A 20,478-nucleotide genomic window follows, 5' to 3' on the forward strand; every position below is an offset into this window, starting at 1 on the left:
GTTCGCCGTGGGCGCAGGCGGTGCGCCGGGGGCGGAAAGCGGCCCGGGGCCGTTGGCGCGGCTCTCCGGTGGTGGTGGGATTGAGCCATGAGCACGACAACTCCCATCTCCCCCGCGGTCGCCGATCCGGCGGCCGCACCCGAGCAGACCGTCGGCCCCGCCGCGGCAACCGAGACGCGTCCGCTCACCACCGCCGACCGCTGCGACCTCTGCGGCGCGCAGGCGTTCCTGCGCGTGGTGCTCGCCTCCGGCGAGCTGTTGTTCTGCGCCCACCACGGCCGTGCCCACCGGGAGGCGCTGGAGCGCCAGGCCCTGTTCATCCAGGACGAGTCCGCGCGGCTGAGCCGCCCGGAGGCCGACTAACCGGATTCCTCATCCATCCTTCGCTTTGTCCCTTCGCCCTCTGGCCGATTCGGCCAGAGGGCGTAGTAGTGGTGGACGGGGCCGTGCCCGCCGCCCACTGCGAGGCAGTCGGCGTGCTCCAGCGCCCCGGTCAGGTAGGTCTTGGCGTCGCGCACGGCCGCGATCCAGCTGTCCCGCTGCGCGCGCAGCGCCGCAATCGCCGAGGACAGCGTGCAGCCGGTGCCGTGGGTATTGCGGGTGTGCACCCGCCGCCCCGGCAGCGGCACCGTGCAGTCGGCGTCCGCGTACACGTCGGTGGCCCCGGCGTCCAGATGCCCGCCCTTGAGCAGCACCCGGCGGGCGCCGGCGGCGAGCAGCAGCTCCGCCTGTAGGCACAGCTCGTCGAGGTCCGCCGCCGGGGCGCGGCCCAGCAGGGCGGCCGCCTCGAGCAGATTCGGGGTGATCAGCTCCGCCCGGGCGCACAGGCGCCTGACGGCGTCCATGGCGTCGGCGTCGAGCAGCCGGTCCCCGGAGGTGGCCACCATCACCGGGTCCAGAACGGTGTGGCGCAGCGCTGGCAGGTACTCCCCCACCGCGTCGGCCAGCTCGGCGGTGGCGAGCATGCCGATCTTGGTGGCGTCGGGAGCGATGTCCGCCAGCAGCGTGTCCAGTTGCAGGCGCACGAAGTCCGCTGGAACCGCGTGCACGCCGGTCACCCCGCGGGTGGACTGGGCGGTCAGTGCGGTGACCGCGCTCATGCCGTAGGCGCCCAGCGCCCCCATGGTCTTCAGGTCGGCCTGGATGCCGGCGCCGCCGGCGGGGTCCGAGCCGGCAATCGTGAGAACCTTGGGAATCGCGGCGTTCATCGGCCCTCCTCCCAGGCCCGGCGCAGCGCTCGGGCGGCCGCGCGCGGATCGTCCGCGAGGCAGATGGCGGAGACGACGGCGGCCCCGGACAGTCCCCCGGCGCGCAGCGCGGGCAGGTCGGCGGCGCCGACGCCGCCGATGGCGACGCAGGGCAGTGCGGTTGAGGCGGCCAGCTGCGCGATACCGCCTACGCCCAGCCCGGCCGGAGCGTCGGTCTTGGTGGCGGTCGCCCGCACCGCGCCAATGCCCACGTGATCACACGCGCCCTGTTCCTGCGCCGCGATCAGCTCCTCGGCAGTGGCGGCGGACAGGCCCAGATAGGCATCGTCTCCGATGAGATCGCGCACCACGGCGGCAGGCAGATCGCTCTGGCCCACGTGCACGCCCGCGACCGGGGCGCCCAGACGGCGGGCGGCGAGGAACACGTCGATGCGGTCGTTCACGATCACCGGAACCACCTCGCCGACGGTACGGGCGACATCGACCACCTGAGACAGGAATTCGGCGCCGTCGGCATGCTTGTCTCGCACCTGTACGCAGGTGGCTCCGCCCTCGACGGCGTCCCTGACGGTGTCGGTGACGGTGCGGCCGCGGCGCCGGCACTGGCCGGCATCGGTGACCAGGTAGATCCGCAGGTCGGGTACGGGCCTCATGAGACGGGGATCCTGGCGACGTCGTCGGCGTCCAGGGAGTACAGGGCGTCGAGCACGGCGACCTGAAAGGAGCCGGGGCCCGAGGCGGTCTCGGCCGCTAGCTCCGCGGCGGCGCTGTAGACGGCGTGGCAGGCCACGGTTGCGGTGAAGGCGTCGGCACCCACGGAGCGCCCGGCGGCAACGAAACCGGCCACCAGGGCGCCCAGGGCGCACCCGCCCCCGGTGACGCGGGTCAGCAGCGGCGAGCCGCCGCCCACGCGGGCCAGGCACTCGCCGTCCACAATGGCATCCGCGGGCCCGGAGACGGCGACGACCGCACCGGTGCGGGTTGACAGTGCGCGGGCGGCGTCGAGCGCGGCGTCCACGGCGTCGGCGGTCTCCACGCCTCGGCCGCCCGCACCGGAACCGGCCAGGGCGATGATCTCCGAGGCGTTGCCGCGGATGACGGTGGGGCGCTCCTCCGCCAGCCGCTGGGCGAGCTCGGTGCGGTGCACCAGGGTGCCGACTGCGACGGGGTCCAGCACCCAGGGCACGCCCGCCGCCCGTGCTGCGGAGCAGGCCTCCGCGGCGGCCGCGCGCTGCTCGGGCTGGGGCGTGCCCAGGTTGATCAGCAGCGCCGAGGCGACGGCGGCGAAGGGCCCGGCCTCCCCGGTGATGTCAACCATGGCGGGGACGGCGCCCGCGGCCAGCAGGACATTGGCGGTGAAGTTCGTGACCACCGAGTTGGTTATGCAGGCCACCAATGGGCCGGTGGAGCGCAGGGCCTCCAGCAAGGCCGCGGATCCGGTCGAGGCGGAAGGTACAGCAGTCTGGTGCGTGCACCGCATCATGCGACATCCCTTCGTCAGCATTATCTGGACAGGTTCTACGGGTCTGTTCTCAGCCTTGCGGCACCCCGTGTCGTGGGCTCAACGGTAGCAAACAGCTCGCCGCCCCGGAACCGGGCGGTTCCGGGGCGGCGAAGCGGGCGGCGGACGGGACCGGGCCGTACGGCCGCTCCCGGGAGGCTCAGTCGTCCAGGTAGTCGCGCAGCACCTGGGAGCGGCTGGGGTGGCGCAGCTTGCTCATGGTCTTGGACTCTATCTGCCTTATCCGTTCACGGGTCACCCCGTAGACCTTGCCGATCTCGTCCAGGGTCTTGGGCTGGCCGTCGGTCAGGCCGAAGCGCATGGAGACCACGCCCGCCTCCCGCTCGGACAGGGTGTCCAGGACGGCGTGCAGCTGCTCCTGCAGCAGCGTGAAGCTGACGGCATCCGCAGGAACGACGGCCTCGGAGTCCTCGATCAGGTCCCCGAACTCGCTGTCGCCGTCCTCCCCGAGCGGGGTGTGCAGGGAGATGGGCTCGCGCCCGTACTTCTGCACCTCGACGACCTTCTCGGGCGTCATGTCCAGCTCGACGGCGAGCTCCTCCGGGGTGGGCTCGCGCCCCAGGTCCTGCAGCATCTGCCGCTGGACGCGGGCGAGCTTGTTGATGACCTCGACCATGTGGACGGGGATGCGAATGGTGCGCGCCTGGTCCGCCATGGCGCGGGTGATGGCCTGGCGGATCCACCAGGTGGCATAGGTGGAGAACTTGTACCCCTTGGTGTAGTCGAACTTCTCCACGGCGCGGATCAGGCCGAGGTTGCCCTCCTGAATGAGGTCCAGGAAGAGCATGCCGCGACCGGTGTAGCGCTTGGCCAGCGAGACGACCAGGCGCAGGTTGGCCTCCAGCAGGTGGTTCTTGGCGCGCTGGCCGTCCTGAGCCACCCAGTGCAGCTCGCGGCGGTACTTCGCATCAAGGTCGTTGCCCTCGGTGGCCAGCAGGTGCTCGGCGTACAGGCCCGCCTCGATGCGCTTGGCGAGCTCGACCTCCTGGGCGGCGTTGAGGAGCGCTACCTTGCCGATCTGCTTGAGGTAGTCCTTGACCGGGTCCGCGGTGGCGCCCGCGGTGACGACCTTCTGCGCGGGCTCGTCGCCCTCGTCGGAGTCGGAGACGGTGAAGGAGCCGTCCTTGTTCTTCTCCCCGCCCTTGGACTTCTTGGACTTCTTGCCCGCGGCCTTCTCCGCCTCCTCGCGGCGAAGGCGGTCCAGCTCGCCGGTGAGGGCGGCGATGGAGGGGTTCATCTTGATGCCCTTGATGACCCAGCCGCGGAAGATGTAGCCGTTGTGGGTGAGGAACTCACGGGCGACGACGGGCTCCTCCTCGCCGGGGATGATGAAGCGCGGCACCGGGCCGTGCCCGTAGGGGGCCAGGGTGATCGGGTCCTCCAGGGTGCCGTCGCCGGAGATCTCCAGGCCCTCGACGACGGTACGGCTGCGCACGAACAGGGTGGCGCCGGGGGCGAGCCGCACGTCCTTCAGAGCCGCGGGGGTGTTGAAGGGGTGACGCTTGGTGCCGTCGCCGTTCTCCTCGAGCGAGACGTCCAGGTAGTAGTCGCGCAGCTCGGGGGCGGGGGCGTCGGCGGCGTCATCCTCCTCGTCCTCGTCGTTGTCCTCGGTCTCCGCCTCATCCGCGTCGCCGTCGAAGTCGTCCTCGTCCTCGTCCTCATCCTCGGCGTCGAAGTCGTCCTCGGCGTCGAGGTCGTCTTCCTCGTCCAGGTCGACCTCCTCCTTGTCCTCAAGGACCTCGTCGACGTCGTCGGCGAGTTCGACACGCTCCCGCGTGGTTCTGGGAGTAGGAGCAACTGTGGAAGTAGCCACGGATTTCCTTTCACGGGGCGGACGGTTAAGCCGGAGGGGCGCACAAAGCCGTGGAGAAGTCTACGCGAGGATCTCAAGCGGTCCCGCAGGCGTGCTCGCAGCACGCCAAGAGACTTCGAGCAAGACCTCGGCTACCACCACCAGCGCGAAGATCAACGATGATGACAGCCCGTCTATTCCCACGGCACGCATCCAGCTCATTGCCGCGGGGCGGCACCGTTGGGGTCGGGGCGTGCCCGGCCACGGGGACAGCGCCGAGACGGAACGCCCGCCACCCCCGCCTGCCCCCTTCGCCGAGATCGGTAGAAGTCACGTGCCCAAATCGGTAGAAGTTACGTGCCCAGATCGGTTGATGCGGTGCCCGGCCCCCCGTTGCCCAGGCCGTGGGCCCGGACGCGGCCGCGGACGCGCCCGCCCGGAGCCGTCATGAACACGAGTTCACGCCACCAACACGAGTTCCTGACGACCTACACGGGCATAACCCATGCACACCTCCAAAACTCGTGTCATCGAGCAGAACCCGTGTCCCCGACGCAAACTAGTGCACTCGATCCACCGCCGGAGGAGCCGACGCCACGCCCCCACCGGAGGCCGCGGACGCGCTCCCTCGGCGATTCGTGCCTTCCGCCTCAGCCCCGCCCCGGAACAACGCCACAACCCGCGCCTTCGGAATCAATCATCTAGCCTGGGCCCATGACCGAGGTTGACGTACTGCTGCCACTCGTGCGCGGGGCCGTCGATGCCCGCCTGGAGCACGTACTGGCGCGGCTGCGCGCCCAGTGGCCTGCCCCGTCCACTGCGGCGGACGAGCTGTTCGACGCCGCCGCCACCGCCCTCACCGGAGGCAAGCGCATGCGGGCGGTGCTGGGCGCCGTGGGACTGGCCCTGCTGAATGAGGACCATGCGGGCAGCGTGGACCAGGTCAGCCGCGAGCGCCACGACAGCAGCGGGACCGCCGACCGCGTCGCGGTGCTGGCCGGCCCGACGGCGGCCCGGCTGGGCGCTGCGCTGGAGCTGTACCAGGCGAGCGCGTTAGTGCACGACGACGTCATCGACGCCGCCGACACCCGCCGGGGCCAGCCCTCCGCACATCGCCGGTACGCGTCCCGCCACCGTCAGGCCGGCTGGCGCGGTTCAGCGGATGGCTACGGGGTGAGCGCCGCGATCCTCCTGGGCGACCTGCTCATGGCGGCGTCCGCGACGGAGATGGGCGCCGCGGCCGCTACCGCTGAGCGCGGCGCCGCACGAGCCGCCCGGGACGCCTTCGACGCCATGACCACGGAGGTCGCCGTCGGCCAGTTCCTCGATGTGCACCACGAAGTGCTGCCCCTGCCGGACCCGACGGATCATCCGGTGGCGGCGGGCACCGCCATGCGCGAGGCCGCACTGGAAGTGGTACGCCACAAATCGGCGCGGTACTCGGTGATGTACCCGCTGGTGGTCGGGGCGCTGCTGGCCGGGGTGGATCCGCGCAGCGAACTACTGGAGGCGCTAAAGGTCTTCGGCGAGGAGATCGGGATCGCCTTCCAGCTGCGCGACGATGTCCTGGGAGTATTCGGAGACCCCGCCCTGACCGGTAAGCCGGCCGGCGACGATCTGCGCGAGGGCAAGCGCACGGTGCTGCTGGCCCTGACCTGGCAGCGATGCAATGACGCCGGTCGCGCGCTCCTGACCCGAGTGCTGACGCAGGGCGCCGCGGCCTCCGCTGCGGATGTGGCGGCCACCGCCGACATCATTCGCGACTGCGGCGCCCTGGCCGCCCACGAGGAGGAGATCGCCGCCCACACGGCTACCGGCCTCGGCGCCCTGGACGCTGTCCCCTCCGCACTGAGCGACGCCCCGCGAGAAACACTCACCGCCCTCGCCCACCTGCTGACGGCCCGCCGGAGCTGATTGTGGGCGCCACCGGGCGGCGTAATGCGCCGGGAGGTCGACGGCCCCGTACACTCGGCCCCGTGACCAAGGATCCTCTCATCGGCCGACTGGTCGACTCTCGTTACGAGATCGTCGACCGGGTGGCCCGCGGGGGCATGGCCACCGTCTACCGGGCACAGGACCGTCGCCTGGATCGCCTGGTGGCGCTGAAGCTCATGCACCCGCACCTGGCGGACTCCCCCGACTTCGTGGCCCGGTTCCGGCGGGAGGCCAGGGCGGCGGCGCGGCTGTCCAACCCGGGAGTGGTGGCGGTCTACGACCAGGGCAGCCTGGATGGGGTCGCCTACCTGGTTATGGAACTCGTGGAGGGCCCCAACCTGCGCGATCTCATCGCGGCGGGCCCGCTGACCGTGCGCGAGGCGCTCGGACTGACGGCACAGGTGCTCGGGCCCCTGGGCGCCGCCCACCGCGCCGGCCTGGTCCACCGTGACATCAAGCCGGAGAACGTGCTACTGCCCGCCGACGGCTCGGTGGCCAAGGTCGCCGACTTCGGTCTCGCCCGCGCCGTCACCGAGGTCACCCAGACGACCACCGGGAATGTGCTGGGTACCGTCGCCTACCTGGCGCCGGAGCTGATCACCACCGGCTCCTCCGCCCCTTGTGCGGACGTCTTCTCCGTCGGCGTGATCCTGTACGAGCTGCTCACCGGCAGCCAGCCCTTCGCGGCGGACACCCCGATCCAGATCGCCTTCCGCAACGTGCACGAGGACGTGCCCGCGCCGTCGCTGCAGCTGCCCGACCTGTCCGAGCGCGTGGACGCCCTGGTGGCGGCGATGACGCGCCGCTCCCCCCAGGACCGCCTGGCCGACGCCGATGCGGCACTGACGCGGCTGCGGGAGGTCGTCTCCGCCCTGAGCGACGCCGAACTGGCCGTCAAGCGCGGGGGCGCCACCGGTTCGGTGCGCACCCAGGAGGTGCTGGCGGCGAATGCCGAGGCCGCCCGCACCGCCATGCTGGCAACGGACGGGGCTGAGAACGAGCCCGACGACGTCGACGCCCCCGCGGATGCGGCCACACCGGGGGCCGGCCTGCGCACGGTGTCCCTGCCCATCGGCTCCATCGCCCCGGACGAGGCCGCGGGCAGCCGGGACGGCACGACCCGCTCCCTGGACCGACGTCAGGCGGCCCGCGCGGCGGGCGCGCAGGAGGAGACCGCGAAGGTGGCGCGCCATTCCAGACGGCGCCCGCGGCGGCGCACGGTAGTCGCCGCCGCCCTGCTGCTGGCGGCCGCGGCCGGTGGCGGCGCCTGGTACTTCACCACTGGCCCGGGGCGCACGGTCCCGGTGCCGCAGATCGCCGGGATGACAGCGGCCGACGCACAGGCGGAGGTAGAGGCGGCCGGGCTGGTGTGGGGCGCCCCCACCCGCGCCTACTCCGACACGGTGCCGGCCGACTCGGTGATCTCCTCCTCGCCCGATGCCGCCACCCGCCTGCATCCGGGCGATGCGGTGACGCCGGTCATCTCCCGCGGCATTGAGCAGAAGACCGTGCCCGACGTCGTCGGCTCCAGCCAGGACGACGCCACCACGGCCATCACGGACGCGGGCCTGTCGCTCGGTGCGGTCACCAAGACCTACTCCGACTCGGTGGCCTCCGGCATGGTCATCTCCTCTGAGCCGGTTGCGGGCACCACCGTCAATCACTCCTCGGCCGTTGCGATCGTGGTGTCCCTGGGACGCCAGCCCGCAGTCGTCCCGGACGTGACCGGCATGAGCGTGGAGGACGCCACCACCACGCTGGAGGCGGCCGGTCTCACGCTCGGCGCGCAGTCGGAGGCCTTCTCCGACGACGTCGCCTCCGGGCTGGTCATCTCCTCCAGCCCCGCCTCCGGCGCCGAGGGCTACTACCACGGCGACTCTGTGGACGTGACCGTGTCCAAGGGCCCGGAAATGGTCACTGTGCCGAACGTCGCCGGCATGAGTGAGCAGGAGGCCACCACCGCGCTGAAGGATGCCGGGCTGGAGGTGGAGGTGTCCCGGGTTCTAGGTGGCCTGTTCGGCACCGCCCACTCCACCGACCCGGCCGCCGGGACCAGCGTGCGCAAGGGCTCGAAGGTCACCCTGAACGTGGTCTAGCGCTCCCGCCATGGGGAGCGCGGAGCGCCGGGCGACGGACCCGGTGCTTCTCCGTCAGGACGCAGGCGTCAGCTGCGGAGCATCTCCGCGACCTCAAAGGCCATCTCCAGGGACTGCTGGTGGTTCAGTCGCGGGTCCACGAGCGTCTCGTAGCGGCGGGCCAGGCCGGCCTCGTCGATGTGCTCGCCGCCGCCGAGGACCTCGGTGACGTCGTCGCCGGTGAGCTCCACGTGGATGCCGGCGGGCACCGTGCCCAGGGAGCGGTGCACCTCGAAGAAGCCGCGCACCTCCTCCATGATGGTGTCGAACCGACGGGTCTTGTAGCCGTTGTCCGAGGTGATGGTGTTGCCGTGCATGGGGTCGGTGATCCAGGTGACGGGCCGGCCGTCCGCGCGGATGATCTCCACCAGCTGCGGCAGCACGTCCCGGATGCGGTCGGCGCCCATGCGGGTGATGAGGCTGAGCCGACCGGGGTCGCCTTCGGGGTTGAGGCGATCCACGAGGGCGAGGAGCTCGTCACGCGTCGTCGTCGGACCGATCTTGACACCGACCGGGTTGTGGACACCCGCGAGCAGGGCCACGTGGGCGTCGTCGGCGCCGCGGGTGCGCTCCCCCACCCACAGGAAGTGGGCGGAGGTGTCGTACAGGCGGCCGCTGCGGGAGTCCTCACGCGTCATGGCGTCCTCGTACTCCAGCAGGAGGGCCTCGTGGGCGGCGTAGAAGTCGACCTGCCGCAGGGCGTCGAAGTCCACGCCGGCGGCCTCCATGAAGCGCATGGCCCGGTCGATCTCCTCGGCGAAGGACTCGAAGCGCTTGTAGGCGGGGTTGGCGGTGAAGCCCCGGTTCCAGGAATGGACCTCGCGCAGGTCCGCGTAGCCGCCCATGGTGAAGGAGCGGATGAGGTTCAGGGTGGTGCCCGCGCGCAGGTAGGCGTCGACCATGCGCTGCGGGTCGGGGACGCGGGCCTCGGCGGTGAAGGCGTGGTCGTTGACCGAGTCGCCGCGGTAGGAGGGCAGGGTCACGCCGCCGCGGGTCTCGGTGTCCGAGCTGCGCGGCTTGGCGTACTGGCCGGCCATACGGCCGATCTTGACCACCGGGGTGGAGGCGCCGTAGGTCAGGACCGCCGCCATCTGCAGGATGGTCTGCAGCTTGAGCCGAATGTTGATGGCGGTATTGTCATGGAAGGACTCCGCGCAGTCTCCGCCCATGAGTACGAAGGCGCGCCCCTGCGAGGCCGACTCCATTTTTTCGCGCAGCGAGTCCACCTCGCCGGCGAATACCAGCGGCGGGCGGGTGCGCAGGTCGGCCGCGGCGGCGGCGAGCGCCTGCGGGTCCGGGTAGCGGGGCTGCTGGGCGGCGTGGTGCTGGCGCCAGCCGGCCGCCGCACCGGGAACCTGGAGCTCGTTCATCACGGGGCCAGCATAGGCGAGCGCGGCGTCCGCCTGGGCGTCGCACCACCAGGTGGGACGCAGGGCACGTCCAGGACCGGCCGAGGAAGGCGTGGCACGGCGGGGTGCTCCGGGCGAGGAGGGAACTGAACCGATAGACGGCTCGGCCGGACGCGCTGGGTTGCGTCCGGCCGAGCCGTCTATCGGTGGTGCGCGGAGGCGTTGGCTCAGGCCTCGCCGTCACTGGGGGCGGCGGGCTCGAGGTTCTGGCCGAGCTCGGCCATCAGGTCGACGAACCACTGCTGGGTGATGTCGAAGGGCTTGCCGCCGGCGATCCGCTCGAAGGCGATGGCGCCGAGCTGGTCACCGTTCTCCTCGTCCTGGCCGATGACGCCGGGCTCACCGCGCAGCGCGCAGTCGACGGCGAGGTCGCACATCTGCTTGATCAGTGCCAGGTCCTCGGCGTTGGCGGCGGAGGCGCGCGAGTAGTAGCCGGACTTCTGCACCATGACCTTCTCGGCGCCGATCAGCTCGGCGAACTGGCGGGCGAACCACTGGCCGGGGTTGATGGTGTCGAGCTTGACGTGGCCGAAGGGGTCGCGCTGGACCTCCTCGCCCTTGGCCTCCATCTCCGCGATGATCTCCGGGACGCCGGCGCCCTCGGACAGGAAGATGTTGACGTTGCCCTGCTCGTCCATGATGGCCTTGAGGCGCTCGGCCTCGGCGGCGATATCCAGCTTGGCCTCGGGCACGAATACGGCGTGCACGTCCCAGCGCTCCTTGGTCAGGCCGAGCGAGGGGGCCCACTGGCGGTCCTTGAGCAGCTCGTGGTAGCGGCGGGCGGTCTCGGCGGTGAGGTAGCCGCAGTTGCGGCCCATGCACTCGTGGACAATCAGCATGCGCGGGTTGGAGCGGTGCTCACCGATGACGTTGAGGGCGAAGCCGGCGCCCTGCTCGGCGGCGGTCCAGGCGCCCAGCGACTGGCGGATCGGGATGACGTCGTTGTCGATGGTCTTGGGCAGGCCGACGACGGTGAGGTCGTAGTCGTGCTCGTGCAGGTAGGCGGCCAGGTCGGCGGCGGTGGTGTTGGTGTCGTCGCCGCCGATGGTGTGCAGCACGTCGACGCCGTCCTCGCGCAGCCGCTCGGCGGCGAAGGCGAGCGGGTCCACGCCCTCCTCGACCAGGCCGCGCTCGACCAGGTTCTTGGCGTTGGTCAGCTTGACCCGGGAGTTGCCGATCGGGGAGCCGCCGTACTGGCGCAGCACACCGGCGTTCTTACGGCCCTCGTCGTCGATGACGACGTAGTTGCCGGTGAGCAGGCCGTGGTAGCCGTACTGGTAGGCGATGATCTCCACCTCGGGGGCGACCTCGGTGTAGCGCTCGATGAGGTCGCCGACGGCGGCGGACAGGCAGGGGGCGAAGCCGCCCGCGGTGAGAAGGGCGACGCGACGGATCGACATCGGAAACCTTTCGTCAGTTGATGGGGCTTGACGCGGTCATCCTACCGGGATGCCGCCGCCGCGCGGCCAGATCGTTCCACCCCAGACCCAACATCCCGCGAGACCGGCACAACTAACACACCGAGACCGGCGGAAGTTACATGCCGAGAGCGGTCGACGCGCTCGCCCTGCTACCTACACCTGATACCTAGCCGAGCGCCACCGCCGATCACACGTGCCTCATCATGGGTACGTGACGCAGCGCACCGAGCGTGACTGGATCCGCTTCCGTCGGCACGCGGCGCGGCTGGCCAACGTGAGCTCGCGGATCGCACTGGTGTCAGCAAGCAACTCATTGCCGCTATCGAGTCCGGCGCGCACCGCCCGTCCGATGACACACGCGAGCGGCTGCGAAAGGCGTTACAGGCGCGCCCCTCAGCCCTGCTGCGTGCTGCGCGCGAAGAGGTCATCGCGTTGGCCGATTCGCATGGATGCGCGGTTGTCGGCGTGTTCGGCTCCATAGCCGGCGGCGAGGGCGGCCCAGCCACGACGACCGGAGCTTCCCCAGAACCGGTGAGGATATGAGCACAACGCCATCGCCCGCGGATCGGCTTGAGCGACGACTTGCGGATCTGAGACGCTTCGGAAACGAGGCCGCCTTCGTCGTCGAGCAGCTGCCCCAGAGCTACAAGAAACAGTTTCCGCACGTCGGCTGGGTTGGGATCATGCGCATGCGCAACCTGATCACGCACCACCGCGACAGGGTCAACGACGACCTGATGTTCCACGCCCTGGCGACCCGAGTTCCAACCAAACTGGCACGCCTCGGACCGTAACTCAGACTGCCGCGCCTGTTGCCAGAACGGTCTCGCAAAGCACAGGCTCATCCCTTCAACAAATCAAGCAGCTCATCCTCGTTGGAGCCTCGCCCCGTCCCACGCCCGAATCATCCACGCCTGGCCAACCCACCACTTACGAACCTCGCCGGAAGTAGATCATATACATACAGAGTTGTCTGTAAGCATGCGCCGCACCGCCGCTGGGGTCGCCGAGGCCCGCTATGCCGGCTCTTCGTGTCTGAGGGTGTCGTGGTATGGCGGGTGGTGTCTGGCGTGCGCGTCCCGGCGGGCGCGGTACATGGCGCTATGGGTGGGGACGTGCGCGGTAAACCACGGTGGATCAGGGGTGGCGGCGCGTCTGCTCGGGGCGACGGCTGACCACTTGCAGCGACGGTTCGCGGGGTAGGTGCACGAACCGTCGCGTTCACAGCGAATCGTCAGCGCTACCAGACGAACCGTCACTGAAGTGCCTCAGCGAGCACGCCCACCCTCGCGCTCCGCGACGCCGTCCCGCTACGGCCCGCGCGGCAGACCCCTGCGGGGCACGCTCGGCGGTTCGGCTTGCCTGCACCCGGCGGGCCCGGCCCCGCCGGCGAATTCGTCTGCTACGCCTGTTCGGGGTCTACTACGCCACTTCTCCGTCTGCTGAAGGCCTCCGAGGTATACAGCAGACCGCTAACCGGCGTCGCCGACGGCCAACTGGCGTAGCAGACGCACCCGGCCACGGCCCCGCCAGTCACGGTGCAACTAAGACGGCTCAACAACACGGCGCAACAAGTGCGTACCCGCCCAAACCGGCCGCTGGAGCCGACACCCTGGACAGGCGGTTCTTCACCTCACGCCTTGGCATGACAGCGTCAACCGCCGTGGCAGCAGCGGCAGCCACAGCACCGGCGTGTGCGCGACTCGTGCGCCGTACGGACACTTGACGAAGTTATACATACAGGCTTGTCTGTAAGCATGCGCCGCACCGCCGCCGAGGCCGCCGAGACCCGTAAAGCCATCATTAGCTCCGCCCTGCACCGCTTCGCACAGGACGGCTGGGAGGCGTGCTCTCTCGTCGAGGTGGCGCGCGGCGCCGATGTGACTCGTGGCGCCATCTACCACCACTTCACCGGCAAGCGCGACCTGCTTGATGCCGTCCTGTCCGAGCACTGGCGCCGCCAGGGCGAGGCGCTCTTCGCCGTGCTCGACGCCTCCGCTCCGCCAGAGAAACGGCTCACAATGCTCCTGGCGGACTACTTGCGCAGGCTCAGTGAGGACACCGCCTTCCGCGAGCTCGCCGTCGTCACCGTCGTCGTCGCGCCACAGGCACCGGCACTCAAGTCCGGATTGGAGCAGAAGACGGCGGTGCTCGCGCAGTGGTCGGAGCGGGTCGCCCGGCTCCTGCCCGAGTGCGAGCCACAGCTGCGCGCTCCGCTTGACGTAGCCCGATTCAGCATCACGGCGTTCCTGCACGGCGCCACGCTGACCGCGGCGCTCACGCCAGGCGACCTGCCCGAGCCCAAGTGCTGCTGGGCGACGGCGCATGCCCTAGTCGCGGGACTGATTGCCGTGGAAACAGCCTGACACCCACCGCAGAGAGAAGAGGGACCACACATGCAACCATCGTCATCCGACACCACAACCAGCCCACGCATGGCCGTCGTGGTCGCCTGCGTCGCCCTGTTCACCGATATGCTCGTCTACGGGATTCTCATCCCGGTGCTCCCCCTGCTTCCCACCGTGACTGAGGTCGGCCCCTCGGCAACCGGTCTGCTCTTCGCCGCCTATGCAGCCGCACTGGTCATCGTCACGCCGGTCGCCGGGCGAGTCGTGGACAGACGCGGTCCTCGCGGGCCGCTGCTCGCCGCATTAGCGGGCCTGGCATGCGCATGTCTGCTGTTCACGATAGGGGGTCCCTACTGGCTGCTTCTGACCGCGCGGTCCCTCCAAGGAGCCGCCGCCGGGTTGAGCTGGGTGGCCGGGCTGTCACTGATCGCCGCAACCGTTCCGCTACAGCGACGCGGGGCCTGCCTCGGACTGGCGATGAGTATGGTTTCGGTCGGCGTGTTGGCAGGCCCTCCCCTAGCGGGTTGGTTGGCTGAACTCGGTGGACACTCCGCCCCCTTCCTTTTCGCGGCGACGCTGCTCATGATCGACGGCGCGCTCCGACTCGCCTTCGTCCGACCAACCCCACCGCCCTGCGACGACCCCGCCACCGCCATGGATGTATTGCGGACGCCCGGATGCTGGTCAGTCGTCGCACTGATTCTCATAGGTGCCGCCGTTACCTCCTGCATTGAGCCGGTGCTCCCTATGCAACTGGCTCAGGGGTTCGGTGTAGGTGCTACCGGCATCGGCCTGCTGTTCGCGCTGCTGACCCTCGTCGGCGCCTGTCTCAACCCATTGGTCGGTGCCTGTTTACCACGCGTATCGCCAAGGCTGCCGGCACTGACAGGCGTCGCCGCCGCGGCCACAGGCCTGTTGCTGGTCGGGGCTGGACCGAACCTCCCGGTAATAGCCGCCGGGCTTGTGTGCCTCGGCGCTGCAATCGCGCTCCTAGTGGCGCCGGCAAGTGCACTGGTAGGCGTCCAAGGAGCCAAGGCCACACCTCCCGCCATCGGCGGCGCATACTCCCTCTACAACCTGGCTTACGCCGGAGGTCTATTCATCGGCCCTACCCTGAGTGGCACACTCACCGAGCGGATCGGCTTCGCTCCCGCCTGCCTAGCGATGGCAAGTCTTCTGGTGCTCTCCACCGCCATGTTCACTCGGTTACCGCGCAAGCTCGCGGCCATGCCCGGGTGAAAGTGTCCGAATCCGGCACAAACGCGCCGTTCGCGCCGAACGGCATCGCGGCAATCGTTGGAATCATGCGGTTTCGTTGTCGGGCTGGGCGGTCAGACCCGGCGTTTGTGCCGATCTCGGACATTCCGGCTCCGCAGACCGTCAGTCGCCGCTGGGAAGGGGCCCGGCATGCGGCTCGTCGGTCTGCTCCATACCCTCCGCCGCGTTCGCCTCGGGCGCCTCCTCGGCGTCTTCCGCCTCTTCCCCTGCTCCCGCCTCATCGGGCTCGGCCGGGGGCTCGGGGACCTCGACGTCGGGGGCGGGGCGGCCGCCGGGGGCCTGGACCGGCGCGGCGGCGGGACGCTTGGCGGCCAGCTCTTCAAGCATCTCGTTGACGACCTCCTCGGCCGTCTTCTTCTCCGCGTCCATCGCCTTCTTGACGTCCGCGGCGTACAGGTCCACGTACTCCTGGCCGGACAGCGACATCAGCGCGTACATGATCTCGTCGGTGATGGAGCGCAGCACGAAGCGGTCGTTCTCCAGGCCCTTGTAGCGGGAGAAGTCCAGCGGCTCACCGATGACTATGCCCACCCGGTGCCGGGTCGAGGGCACCACCTGGCCGATGGGCTGAGCCAGGTTGGAGCCGATCATGGCAACCGGGATCACGGGCGCGCCCGTGGCCAGGGCGACGCGCGCCACTCCGGTCTTACCGCGGTACAGGCGCCCGTCGGGGCTGCGCGTGCCCTCGGGGTAGATGCCGAACAGCTCCCCCGAGCGCAGTCGGTCGATGCCTGCCTGCAGCGCCGCCATGGAGGCCTTGCCCCCGGAGCGGTCCACGGGGATGGTGCCGACGGCGGTCATGAAGTTCTTCACCGCCCAGCCCTTGATTCCCTTGCCGGTGAAGTAGTCGGACTTGCCGATGAAGGCCACCTCGCGGTCCATCAGCAGCGGCAGGAAGAAGGAGTCGATGACCGCCAGGTGGTTGGAGGCGAGGATGGCGGGACCCTCGGCGGGAATGTTCTCCTCACCCCGGATCCAGGGCTGGTACAGCATCTCCATGGCCGGGCCGACGGCGGCCTTGATACCTCGGTATCCCATGTGGGACCTCCTGTGCTGCGGCGGGCGGGAAGTCGCCGGGCCGTCCGGGTACGCCCGCCGGGCGTGTCCACGGCTGGATCGGCTGCGCACAAAGTCTAGCCTCGCGATGTGCCCCTTGATGCGCTCTCGACCCGACCGCCCGGTATTGCCCGCGCCGGCCGGCTCCCGGGCGACGCCAGTGCGCCGGGCGGACCGCACCCGGTTCAGGCCTCTTTCACCGACATGGGCACGCCGCTGCGCGAAGTCACCTTCGTCGTCGTCGACCTGGAGACCACCGGGGGCGGACCGGGCGCCCACGCCATCACCGAGATCGGCGCGGTGAAGGTGCGCGGCGGCGTGGTGGATTCGGAGTTCTCCACGCTCGTAAACCCGGGGGCGGCGATCCCCGCGCAGATCACCGTCATGACCGGCATCACCAATGCGATGGTCGCCGGGGCCCCGCCGGTCGGCCAGGCACTGGCGGCATTCCTGGACTGGGCCGATCTGACCGCTCCGACCACGGTGGCGGTGGCCCACAACGCGCGCTTCGACCTTGGCCACCTGCGCGGCGCGGCCCGCGCCCTCGGCCTGGACTGGCACGAGCCCGCCGTGCTGGACACGCTGGCGCTGGCCCGCCGGGCCTGGCCCCGCACGAGTGTGCCCAACCACAAGCTGGGCACACTCGCCGCCTTCGTGGGCTCGCCGACCACGCCCGCGCACCGGGCCCTGGACGACGCCCGCGCCACCATGGACGTGCTGCACGCCGCGCTGGAGGCGCTCGGCCCCCAGGGAGTCACCCACTTTGAGGACCTGTCCACCGCCACCGACCCGGTGCCCTCCTCCCGCCGGGTCAAGAGTCGCCTGGCCGACGGCCTGCCCGCCGCACCCGGCGTCTACCAGTTCCTCTCCCCCGCCGGGCAGGTGCTGTACGTGGGCAGCGCGGTCAACCTGCACCGCCGGGTGCGCTCCTACTTCACGGCCGCGGAGAAGCGCACCAAGGTGGCCCGCATGTTGGACACGACCGTGGCGGTACGGACGATCGAGACGCCCACCGAGCTGGAGGCCCGCGTGCGCGAGCTGCGGCTGATCGCCGAGCTGGACCCGCCGGTCAACCGGCGCTCGCGCTCCCCGCGGCGCCGCCCCTGGCTGTGCCTGTCCGCCACGCCGCACCCGCATTTGGCGCTGACCACTGCGCTGCCCCTGGCCGAGGCCGGCTGCGCCGTCGGCCCTTTCCCCTCGCGCACAGCGGCCCGGGAGGCGCAACGTGCCGCCGAGTCGGTGCTGCGGCTGGATGCCTGGGACGGGCGCGCCGCCCGCTCCGTGCGCCGCAACGACTCCCCCGCCGACGCCGACACTGCGCTGCGGGCCCTGTCCGGCGAGATAGACCTGGTGGCCGGCCCGCTGCTGGCACGGATCGCGGAGTTGTCCGCGGCGGAGCGCTATGAGGAGGCGGGGCTGTGGACCCGGCGGCTGCGCGCGCTGCTGCTGGGGGCGTGCCGGGCGGAGAAGGCGCGGCCTTTGCTGACCTGCCCGCACCTGCTGGCGGCCCGACGCCGCGAGGGCGGCGGCTGGGAGCTGGTGGACGTGCGCTGGGGACGACTGGCCGGCTCGGCCGTCACCCCACCCGGGGCGGACCCGCGCCCCACCATCGCCACGCTGCGCGCCACCGCACAGGTAGTGGACCGGCCCGCGCGTGTCGGGGCCGACACGAGCGTGGAGGAGACCGCGCTGCTGGCCGATTGGGTGCTGGATGCCGGGGCGCGGCTGGTGGAGATTGAAGGCGACGACGGCGACGCGGGTGGGGAGCCCGCGACGCTGTGCTGGCCGGTGGGAGCCGCAGCGAGGCACCGGCGCGTCATTGACGCCGAGGGGTGAGGCGGTCGCCTCCGCTGGGCCCCGGGTCTCCCGGTGGTCGGCGTCGGTCGGCCGTCAGCCTGCGGGGGTGACAGAGCCGCGGCGCACCCGCAGCGCCCTGGCGACGCCCTCCTGGAGGCTGAGCGGATCCAGGGGCCGCGGCACCACGACCTCGGCCTTGGCCCAGGCGGCCAGCCAGTCGTCCTGGGGGCGGGCAGTCAGCAGCACCACCGGGGGCCGCCGCTCCAGCTCGGTGAAGAGCTCGTGGGCCAGACCCATGCCGCCCAGCTTCTTGGTCTCGGCGTCCAGCACTAGCGCTGCGAAGGGCGCCTTGCCGGCCTTCTCGCGATCCTTGATGGCCAGGCGGACGCCCTCGGCGGTCGCCGCCTCGGTCCAGGACACGCGCGACAGTCCCTTGGCGGGCCGACGGCCGACGCCGTCGATCACCTGTCGGCGCACGGTGGCGTCATCGGAGAAGACGAGGAGGTCGAGGGTGGCGGCATCTGCCTGGTCGGTCATGCGGTCCTCCAGTGGACGACGGGGCTTTAGCGGTCAGTGTAATCGTGCCGCCGAGGCACGTCGTACTCTTCTATGCCGACCGATCACCGTCTACGATGAATCTTGTCTAGGACTTCAGTCTCACTCATGATTCTGTTGCTCCGGGACCGACAGCAAGTATCTGCGGCTGTCAATAGCAGTCAGCAACACCGTCATACGAACCGCACTACCCGCGAGGCAGGACCGCCATGACCACACCGACCGATACCGCCAAGTACACGCTTCCCGAGCTCCCCTACGACTACGCCGCGCTCGAGCCGCACATCTCCGGGCGCATCATGGAGCTCCACCACGACCGCCACCACGCCGCCTACGTGACCGGCGCGAACGCCGCCCTGGAGCAGCTGGCCGCGGCCCGCGCCGAGGGGGATTTCGCCGCCATCAACCTGTGGGAGAAGAACCTGGCCTTCAACCTCGGCGGACACCTCAACCACTCGATCTTCTGGAAGAACCTGTCCCCCAGCGGCGGCGGCGAGCCCGAGGGCGAGCTGGCGGAGGCCATCAAGGACTCCTTCGGCTCCTTCGCCGCCCTCAAGCAGCAGCTGAACGCCGCCGCGCTGGGTATTCAGGGCTCCGGCTGGGCGGTGCTGGCCTACGACTCGGTCTCCGGCCGCCTGGTCACCTTCCAGCTGTTCGACCAGCAGGGCAACGTGCCCGTGGGCACGATCCCGCTGTTCCAGATCGACATGTGGGAGCACGCCTTCTACCTCGACTACCTCAACGTCAAGGCGGATTACCTGGCCGCCATCTGGCAGATTGTCAACTGGGAGGACGTCGCCGAGCGCCTGGCGAACGCCGTCGCCCACGCCGAGGGCCTGATCGTGCGCTGACGCTCCACGCCGCCTGAGGGAAGCGCGGCCGTTGTAGCCGCATGCGCGCGAGGGCCGCCCGGCACCAGTGGTGCCCGGGCGGCCCTCGCTATACCGACGCTTGCGGTGGGCGCCTACAGGATCTTGGCGACGTCAACCACGTAGGCGGAAGCCTTGGTCCCCTGCGTCTCGTCCCCGGGGATGAGGATGACGACGCGTGAGCCGACCGGCACGCCGGCCAGGCCACCGACCGGCGCACCCGACGCGACGGTCATGAGCTGAGGTGTACCAGCCTCCCAGGAGGACTGCAGCGAGCCGTTGTCGCCCCAGTTGACGAAAGCCAGTTCCAGTACCACCTGGTCTCCCTCGGCCACCTCATCACCGCTGCCGCGCGCCAGGACGATGTTCTCCTGCTCGGTAGGCGCCTCGGCGCCGTCGGTCACGGAGACGGTGGCTGCTGCGCCCAGATCGCCGCTGACGGTGACGCCGCGGTCGGCCAGCAATTGCTGCGCCTCGGCGACGACCTGCGCGTCCTTGGTTGCGGACACGGCCTCATCGGCGGTCACCACGCCCTTGATCTCGATTACGAACACCAGATCGCCCGAGGGGTAGCCCTCGGCGACCGAGCTCCCGTACGCGAGCTCGGCGGGGATGGACAGCTCCAGCCGGTCCCCGGCATGACGCCCGACAAGCCCGCAGCGCCAGCCGGAGATCAGCCCGCTCAGGCTGAAGGGCGTCGACTCTCCACGTGCATACGAGGAGTCGAATACCTCTGTGGCGCCCCACTCCCAGCCGGCGTAGTCGGCCACGACGATGGAGTCCTCGGTCACCTCCGCACCGTCACCCGTCTGAAGCGTCTTGACGGTCAGGTTCGCGGGGGCGTCGCCGTCACCCCAGGTGATGGTCGGCTCGGCTCCGGCCTCCCCCTCCAGGGTGGGCAGGGAGTCGGCGTCGTCGTCAATGGTCAACGTAGAGCAGTCGACGGCGCTCAAGGGAGTGACGGTGGCCTCGGCCGAGGCGGAGGCGCTGGCGCCCCCGGACGAGTCGGAGCAGCCCGCCAGGGCCAAGCAGGCGGAAACAGCCAGTGCGGGCAGGACGGTTGCGGCACGGCGCAATGTAGTTCTCCTCGGGTGCGTGCGGATGGCGACGGGGTGAGGCGGGAGACGTGCGTCCGCTGCGCCACCCCGGCGCT

18 protein-coding genes and 1 riboswitch are annotated in these 20,478 nt (G+C 70.5%); of the genes, 9 read left to right on the forward strand and 9 right to left on the reverse strand.

The window, feature by feature from the left end; translation table 11 throughout:
* The first annotated feature begins 87 nt into the window (after positions 1 to 87).
* Positions 88 to 363 carry a DUF7455 domain-containing protein gene (locus tag BLR49_RS09630; RefSeq protein WP_092537021.1) on the forward strand — a complete coding sequence of 92 codons (276 nt, stop codon included), beginning with the start codon at positions 88 to 90 and terminating at the stop codon, positions 361 to 363.
* Here the strand turns inward: BLR49_RS09630 and thiD are convergent.
* The 4 genes from thiD to BLR49_RS13695 form a co-directional block, all read right to left on the reverse strand.
* Complete coding sequence (thiD, locus tag BLR49_RS09635) at positions 360 to 1,208, reverse strand: bifunctional hydroxymethylpyrimidine kinase/phosphomethylpyrimidine kinase (RefSeq protein WP_092537024.1); 849 nt, start codon at positions 1,206 to 1,208, stop codon at positions 360 to 362. The genes BLR49_RS09630 and thiD overlap by 4 nt on opposite strands.
* The gene (thiE, locus tag BLR49_RS09640) at positions 1,205 to 1,861 is read right to left on the reverse strand and encodes a thiamine phosphate synthase (protein WP_092537028.1); all 657 of its coding nucleotides are present in this window, start codon (positions 1,859 to 1,861) and stop codon (positions 1,205 to 1,207) included. The genes thiD and thiE overlap by 4 nt, the downstream gene beginning before the upstream one ends.
* Positions 1,858 to 2,688, reverse strand: coding sequence for a hydroxyethylthiazole kinase (gene thiM, locus BLR49_RS09645; RefSeq protein WP_092537198.1), 831 nt, complete (start codon positions 2,686 to 2,688; stop codon positions 1,858 to 1,860). The genes thiE and thiM overlap by 4 nt, the downstream gene beginning before the upstream one ends.
* A riboswitch (TPP riboswitch) is annotated at positions 2,681 to 2,769 on the reverse strand. Its footprint overlaps the gene before it by 8 nt.
* A 100-nt stretch (positions 2,770 to 2,869) precedes the next feature.
* Positions 2,870 to 4,543 carry an RNA polymerase sigma factor gene (locus BLR49_RS13695; RefSeq protein WP_092537031.1) on the reverse strand — a complete coding sequence of 558 codons (1,674 nt, stop codon included), beginning with the start codon at positions 4,541 to 4,543 and terminating at the stop codon, positions 2,870 to 2,872.
* 693 nt (positions 4,544 to 5,236) lie between these two features.
* Between BLR49_RS13695 and BLR49_RS09655 the strand changes: the two genes are divergently transcribed.
* The gene (locus BLR49_RS09655) at positions 5,237 to 6,436 is read left to right on the forward strand and encodes a polyprenyl synthetase family protein (RefSeq protein ID WP_092537034.1); all 1,200 of its coding nucleotides are present in this window, start codon (positions 5,237 to 5,239) and stop codon (positions 6,434 to 6,436) included.
* 62 nt (positions 6,437 to 6,498) lie between these two features.
* On the forward strand, positions 6,499 to 8,553 hold the full coding sequence (gene pknB, locus BLR49_RS09660; RefSeq protein ID WP_092537037.1) for a Stk1 family PASTA domain-containing Ser/Thr kinase: 2,055 nt from the start codon (positions 6,499 to 6,501) through the stop codon (positions 8,551 to 8,553).
* 68 nt (positions 8,554 to 8,621) lie between these two features.
* Here pknB and BLR49_RS09665 read toward each other — a convergent pair whose 3' ends face one another.
* Entirely contained in the window at positions 8,622 to 9,962 is a 1,341-nt protein-coding gene (locus BLR49_RS09665; protein ID WP_092537040.1) for a class II 3-deoxy-7-phosphoheptulonate synthase, read from the reverse strand.
* Between the two features lie 206 nt (positions 9,963 to 10,168).
* A complete protein-coding gene (locus BLR49_RS09670) occupies positions 10,169 to 11,401 on the reverse strand; it encodes a pyrophosphate--fructose-6-phosphate 1-phosphotransferase (protein WP_092537043.1) in 1,233 nt (410 codons plus the stop codon).
* 255 nt (positions 11,402 to 11,656) lie between these two features.
* Between BLR49_RS09670 and BLR49_RS14010 the strand changes: the two genes are divergently transcribed.
* From BLR49_RS14010 to BLR49_RS09690, 4 genes are all read left to right on the forward strand, one after another.
* Entirely contained in the window at positions 11,657 to 11,965 is a 309-nt protein-coding gene (locus tag BLR49_RS14010) for a helix-turn-helix domain-containing protein (RefSeq protein ID WP_092537200.1), read from the forward strand.
* Entirely contained in the window at positions 11,962 to 12,216 is a 255-nt protein-coding gene (locus BLR49_RS09680) for a ribonuclease HepT family protein (protein WP_092537046.1), read from the forward strand. Before BLR49_RS14010 ends, BLR49_RS09680 begins: the two co-directional genes overlap by 4 nt.
* A gap of 963 nt (positions 12,217 to 13,179) precedes the next feature.
* Positions 13,180 to 13,788, forward strand: a complete 609-nt coding sequence (locus BLR49_RS09685; protein WP_092537049.1) for a TetR/AcrR family transcriptional regulator — start codon at positions 13,180 to 13,182, stop codon at positions 13,786 to 13,788.
* A gap of 30 nt (positions 13,789 to 13,818) precedes the next feature.
* A complete protein-coding gene (locus BLR49_RS09690; RefSeq protein ID WP_245690590.1) occupies positions 13,819 to 15,009 on the forward strand; it encodes an MFS transporter in 1,191 nt (396 codons plus the stop codon).
* A 141-nt stretch (positions 15,010 to 15,150) separates the two neighbouring features.
* On the opposite strand, the gene BLR49_RS09695 is transcribed toward BLR49_RS09690, so the two are convergent.
* On the reverse strand, positions 15,151 to 16,086 hold the full coding sequence (locus BLR49_RS09695; protein WP_092537054.1) for a 1-acyl-sn-glycerol-3-phosphate acyltransferase: 936 nt from the start codon (positions 16,084 to 16,086) through the stop codon (positions 15,151 to 15,153).
* Positions 16,087 to 16,230: 144 nt separating this feature from the next.
* Between BLR49_RS09695 and BLR49_RS09700 the strand changes: the two genes are divergently transcribed.
* Positions 16,231 to 17,940: a DEDD exonuclease domain-containing protein gene (locus tag BLR49_RS09700; protein WP_281241816.1), complete on the forward strand. Its 1,710-nt coding sequence runs from the start codon at positions 16,231 to 16,233 to the stop codon at positions 17,938 to 17,940.
* Between the two features lie 54 nt (positions 17,941 to 17,994).
* On the opposite strand, the gene BLR49_RS09705 is transcribed toward BLR49_RS09700, so the two are convergent.
* Complete coding sequence (locus BLR49_RS09705) at positions 17,995 to 18,438, reverse strand: hypothetical protein (protein ID WP_092537061.1); 444 nt, start codon at positions 18,436 to 18,438, stop codon at positions 17,995 to 17,997.
* A 227-nt stretch (positions 18,439 to 18,665) separates the two neighbouring features.
* Between BLR49_RS09705 and BLR49_RS09710 the strand changes: the two genes are divergently transcribed.
* Positions 18,666 to 19,307 carry a superoxide dismutase gene (locus BLR49_RS09710; protein WP_092537064.1) on the forward strand — a complete coding sequence of 214 codons (642 nt, stop codon included), beginning with the start codon at positions 18,666 to 18,668 and terminating at the stop codon, positions 19,305 to 19,307.
* A 113-nt stretch (positions 19,308 to 19,420) separates the two neighbouring features.
* On the opposite strand, the gene BLR49_RS09715 is transcribed toward BLR49_RS09710, so the two are convergent.
* Positions 19,421 to 20,401, reverse strand: a complete 981-nt coding sequence (locus BLR49_RS09715) for an FKBP-type peptidyl-prolyl cis-trans isomerase (RefSeq protein WP_092537068.1) — start codon at positions 20,399 to 20,401, stop codon at positions 19,421 to 19,423.
* Between the last annotated feature and the right edge of the window lie 77 nt (positions 20,402 to 20,478).

The organism is Actinomyces ruminicola (assembly GCF_900103885.1).
GTDB lineage: Bacteria > Actinomycetota > Actinomycetes > Actinomycetales > Actinomycetaceae > Actinomyces > Actinomyces ruminicola.

What these genes read in the sequence shown, in the direction of transcription:
- BLR49_RS09710 (WP_092537064.1), top strand. Translation starts at nt 18,666, where the DNA reads ATGACCACACCGACCGATACCGCCAAGTACACGCTTCCCGAGCTCCCC.
- BLR49_RS09685 (WP_092537049.1), top strand. Translation starts at nt 13,180, where the DNA reads ATGCGCCGCACCGCCGCCGAGGCCGCCGAGACCCGTAAAGCCATCATT.
- thiM (WP_092537198.1), bottom strand. Translation starts at nt 2,688, where the DNA reads ATGCGGTGCACGCACCAGACTGCTGTACCTTCCGCCTCGACCGGATCC.
- BLR49_RS09655 (WP_092537034.1), top strand. Translation starts at nt 5,237, where the DNA reads ATGACCGAGGTTGACGTACTGCTGCCACTCGTGCGCGGGGCCGTCGAT.
- BLR49_RS09670 (WP_092537043.1), bottom strand. Translation starts at nt 11,401, where the DNA reads ATGTCGATCCGTCGCGTCGCCCTTCTCACCGCGGGCGGCTTCGCCCCC.
- BLR49_RS09695 (WP_092537054.1), bottom strand. Translation starts at nt 16,086, where the DNA reads ATGGGATACCGAGGTATCAAGGCCGCCGTCGGCCCGGCCATGGAGATG.
- BLR49_RS09705 (WP_092537061.1), bottom strand. Translation starts at nt 18,438, where the DNA reads ATGACCGACCAGGCAGATGCCGCCACCCTCGACCTCCTCGTCTTCTCC.
- thiD (WP_092537024.1), bottom strand. Translation starts at nt 1,208, where the DNA reads ATGAACGCCGCGATTCCCAAGGTTCTCACGATTGCCGGCTCGGACCCC.
- BLR49_RS09630 (WP_092537021.1), top strand. Translation starts at nt 88, where the DNA reads ATGAGCACGACAACTCCCATCTCCCCCGCGGTCGCCGATCCGGCGGCC.
- BLR49_RS09680 (WP_092537046.1), top strand. Translation starts at nt 11,962, where the DNA reads ATGAGCACAACGCCATCGCCCGCGGATCGGCTTGAGCGACGACTTGCG.
- BLR49_RS09665 (WP_092537040.1), bottom strand. Translation starts at nt 9,962, where the DNA reads ATGAACGAGCTCCAGGTTCCCGGTGCGGCGGCCGGCTGGCGCCAGCAC.
- BLR49_RS09690 (WP_245690590.1), top strand. Translation starts at nt 13,819, where the DNA reads ATGCAACCATCGTCATCCGACACCACAACCAGCCCACGCATGGCCGTC.
- thiE (WP_092537028.1), bottom strand. Translation starts at nt 1,861, where the DNA reads ATGAGGCCCGTACCCGACCTGCGGATCTACCTGGTCACCGATGCCGGC.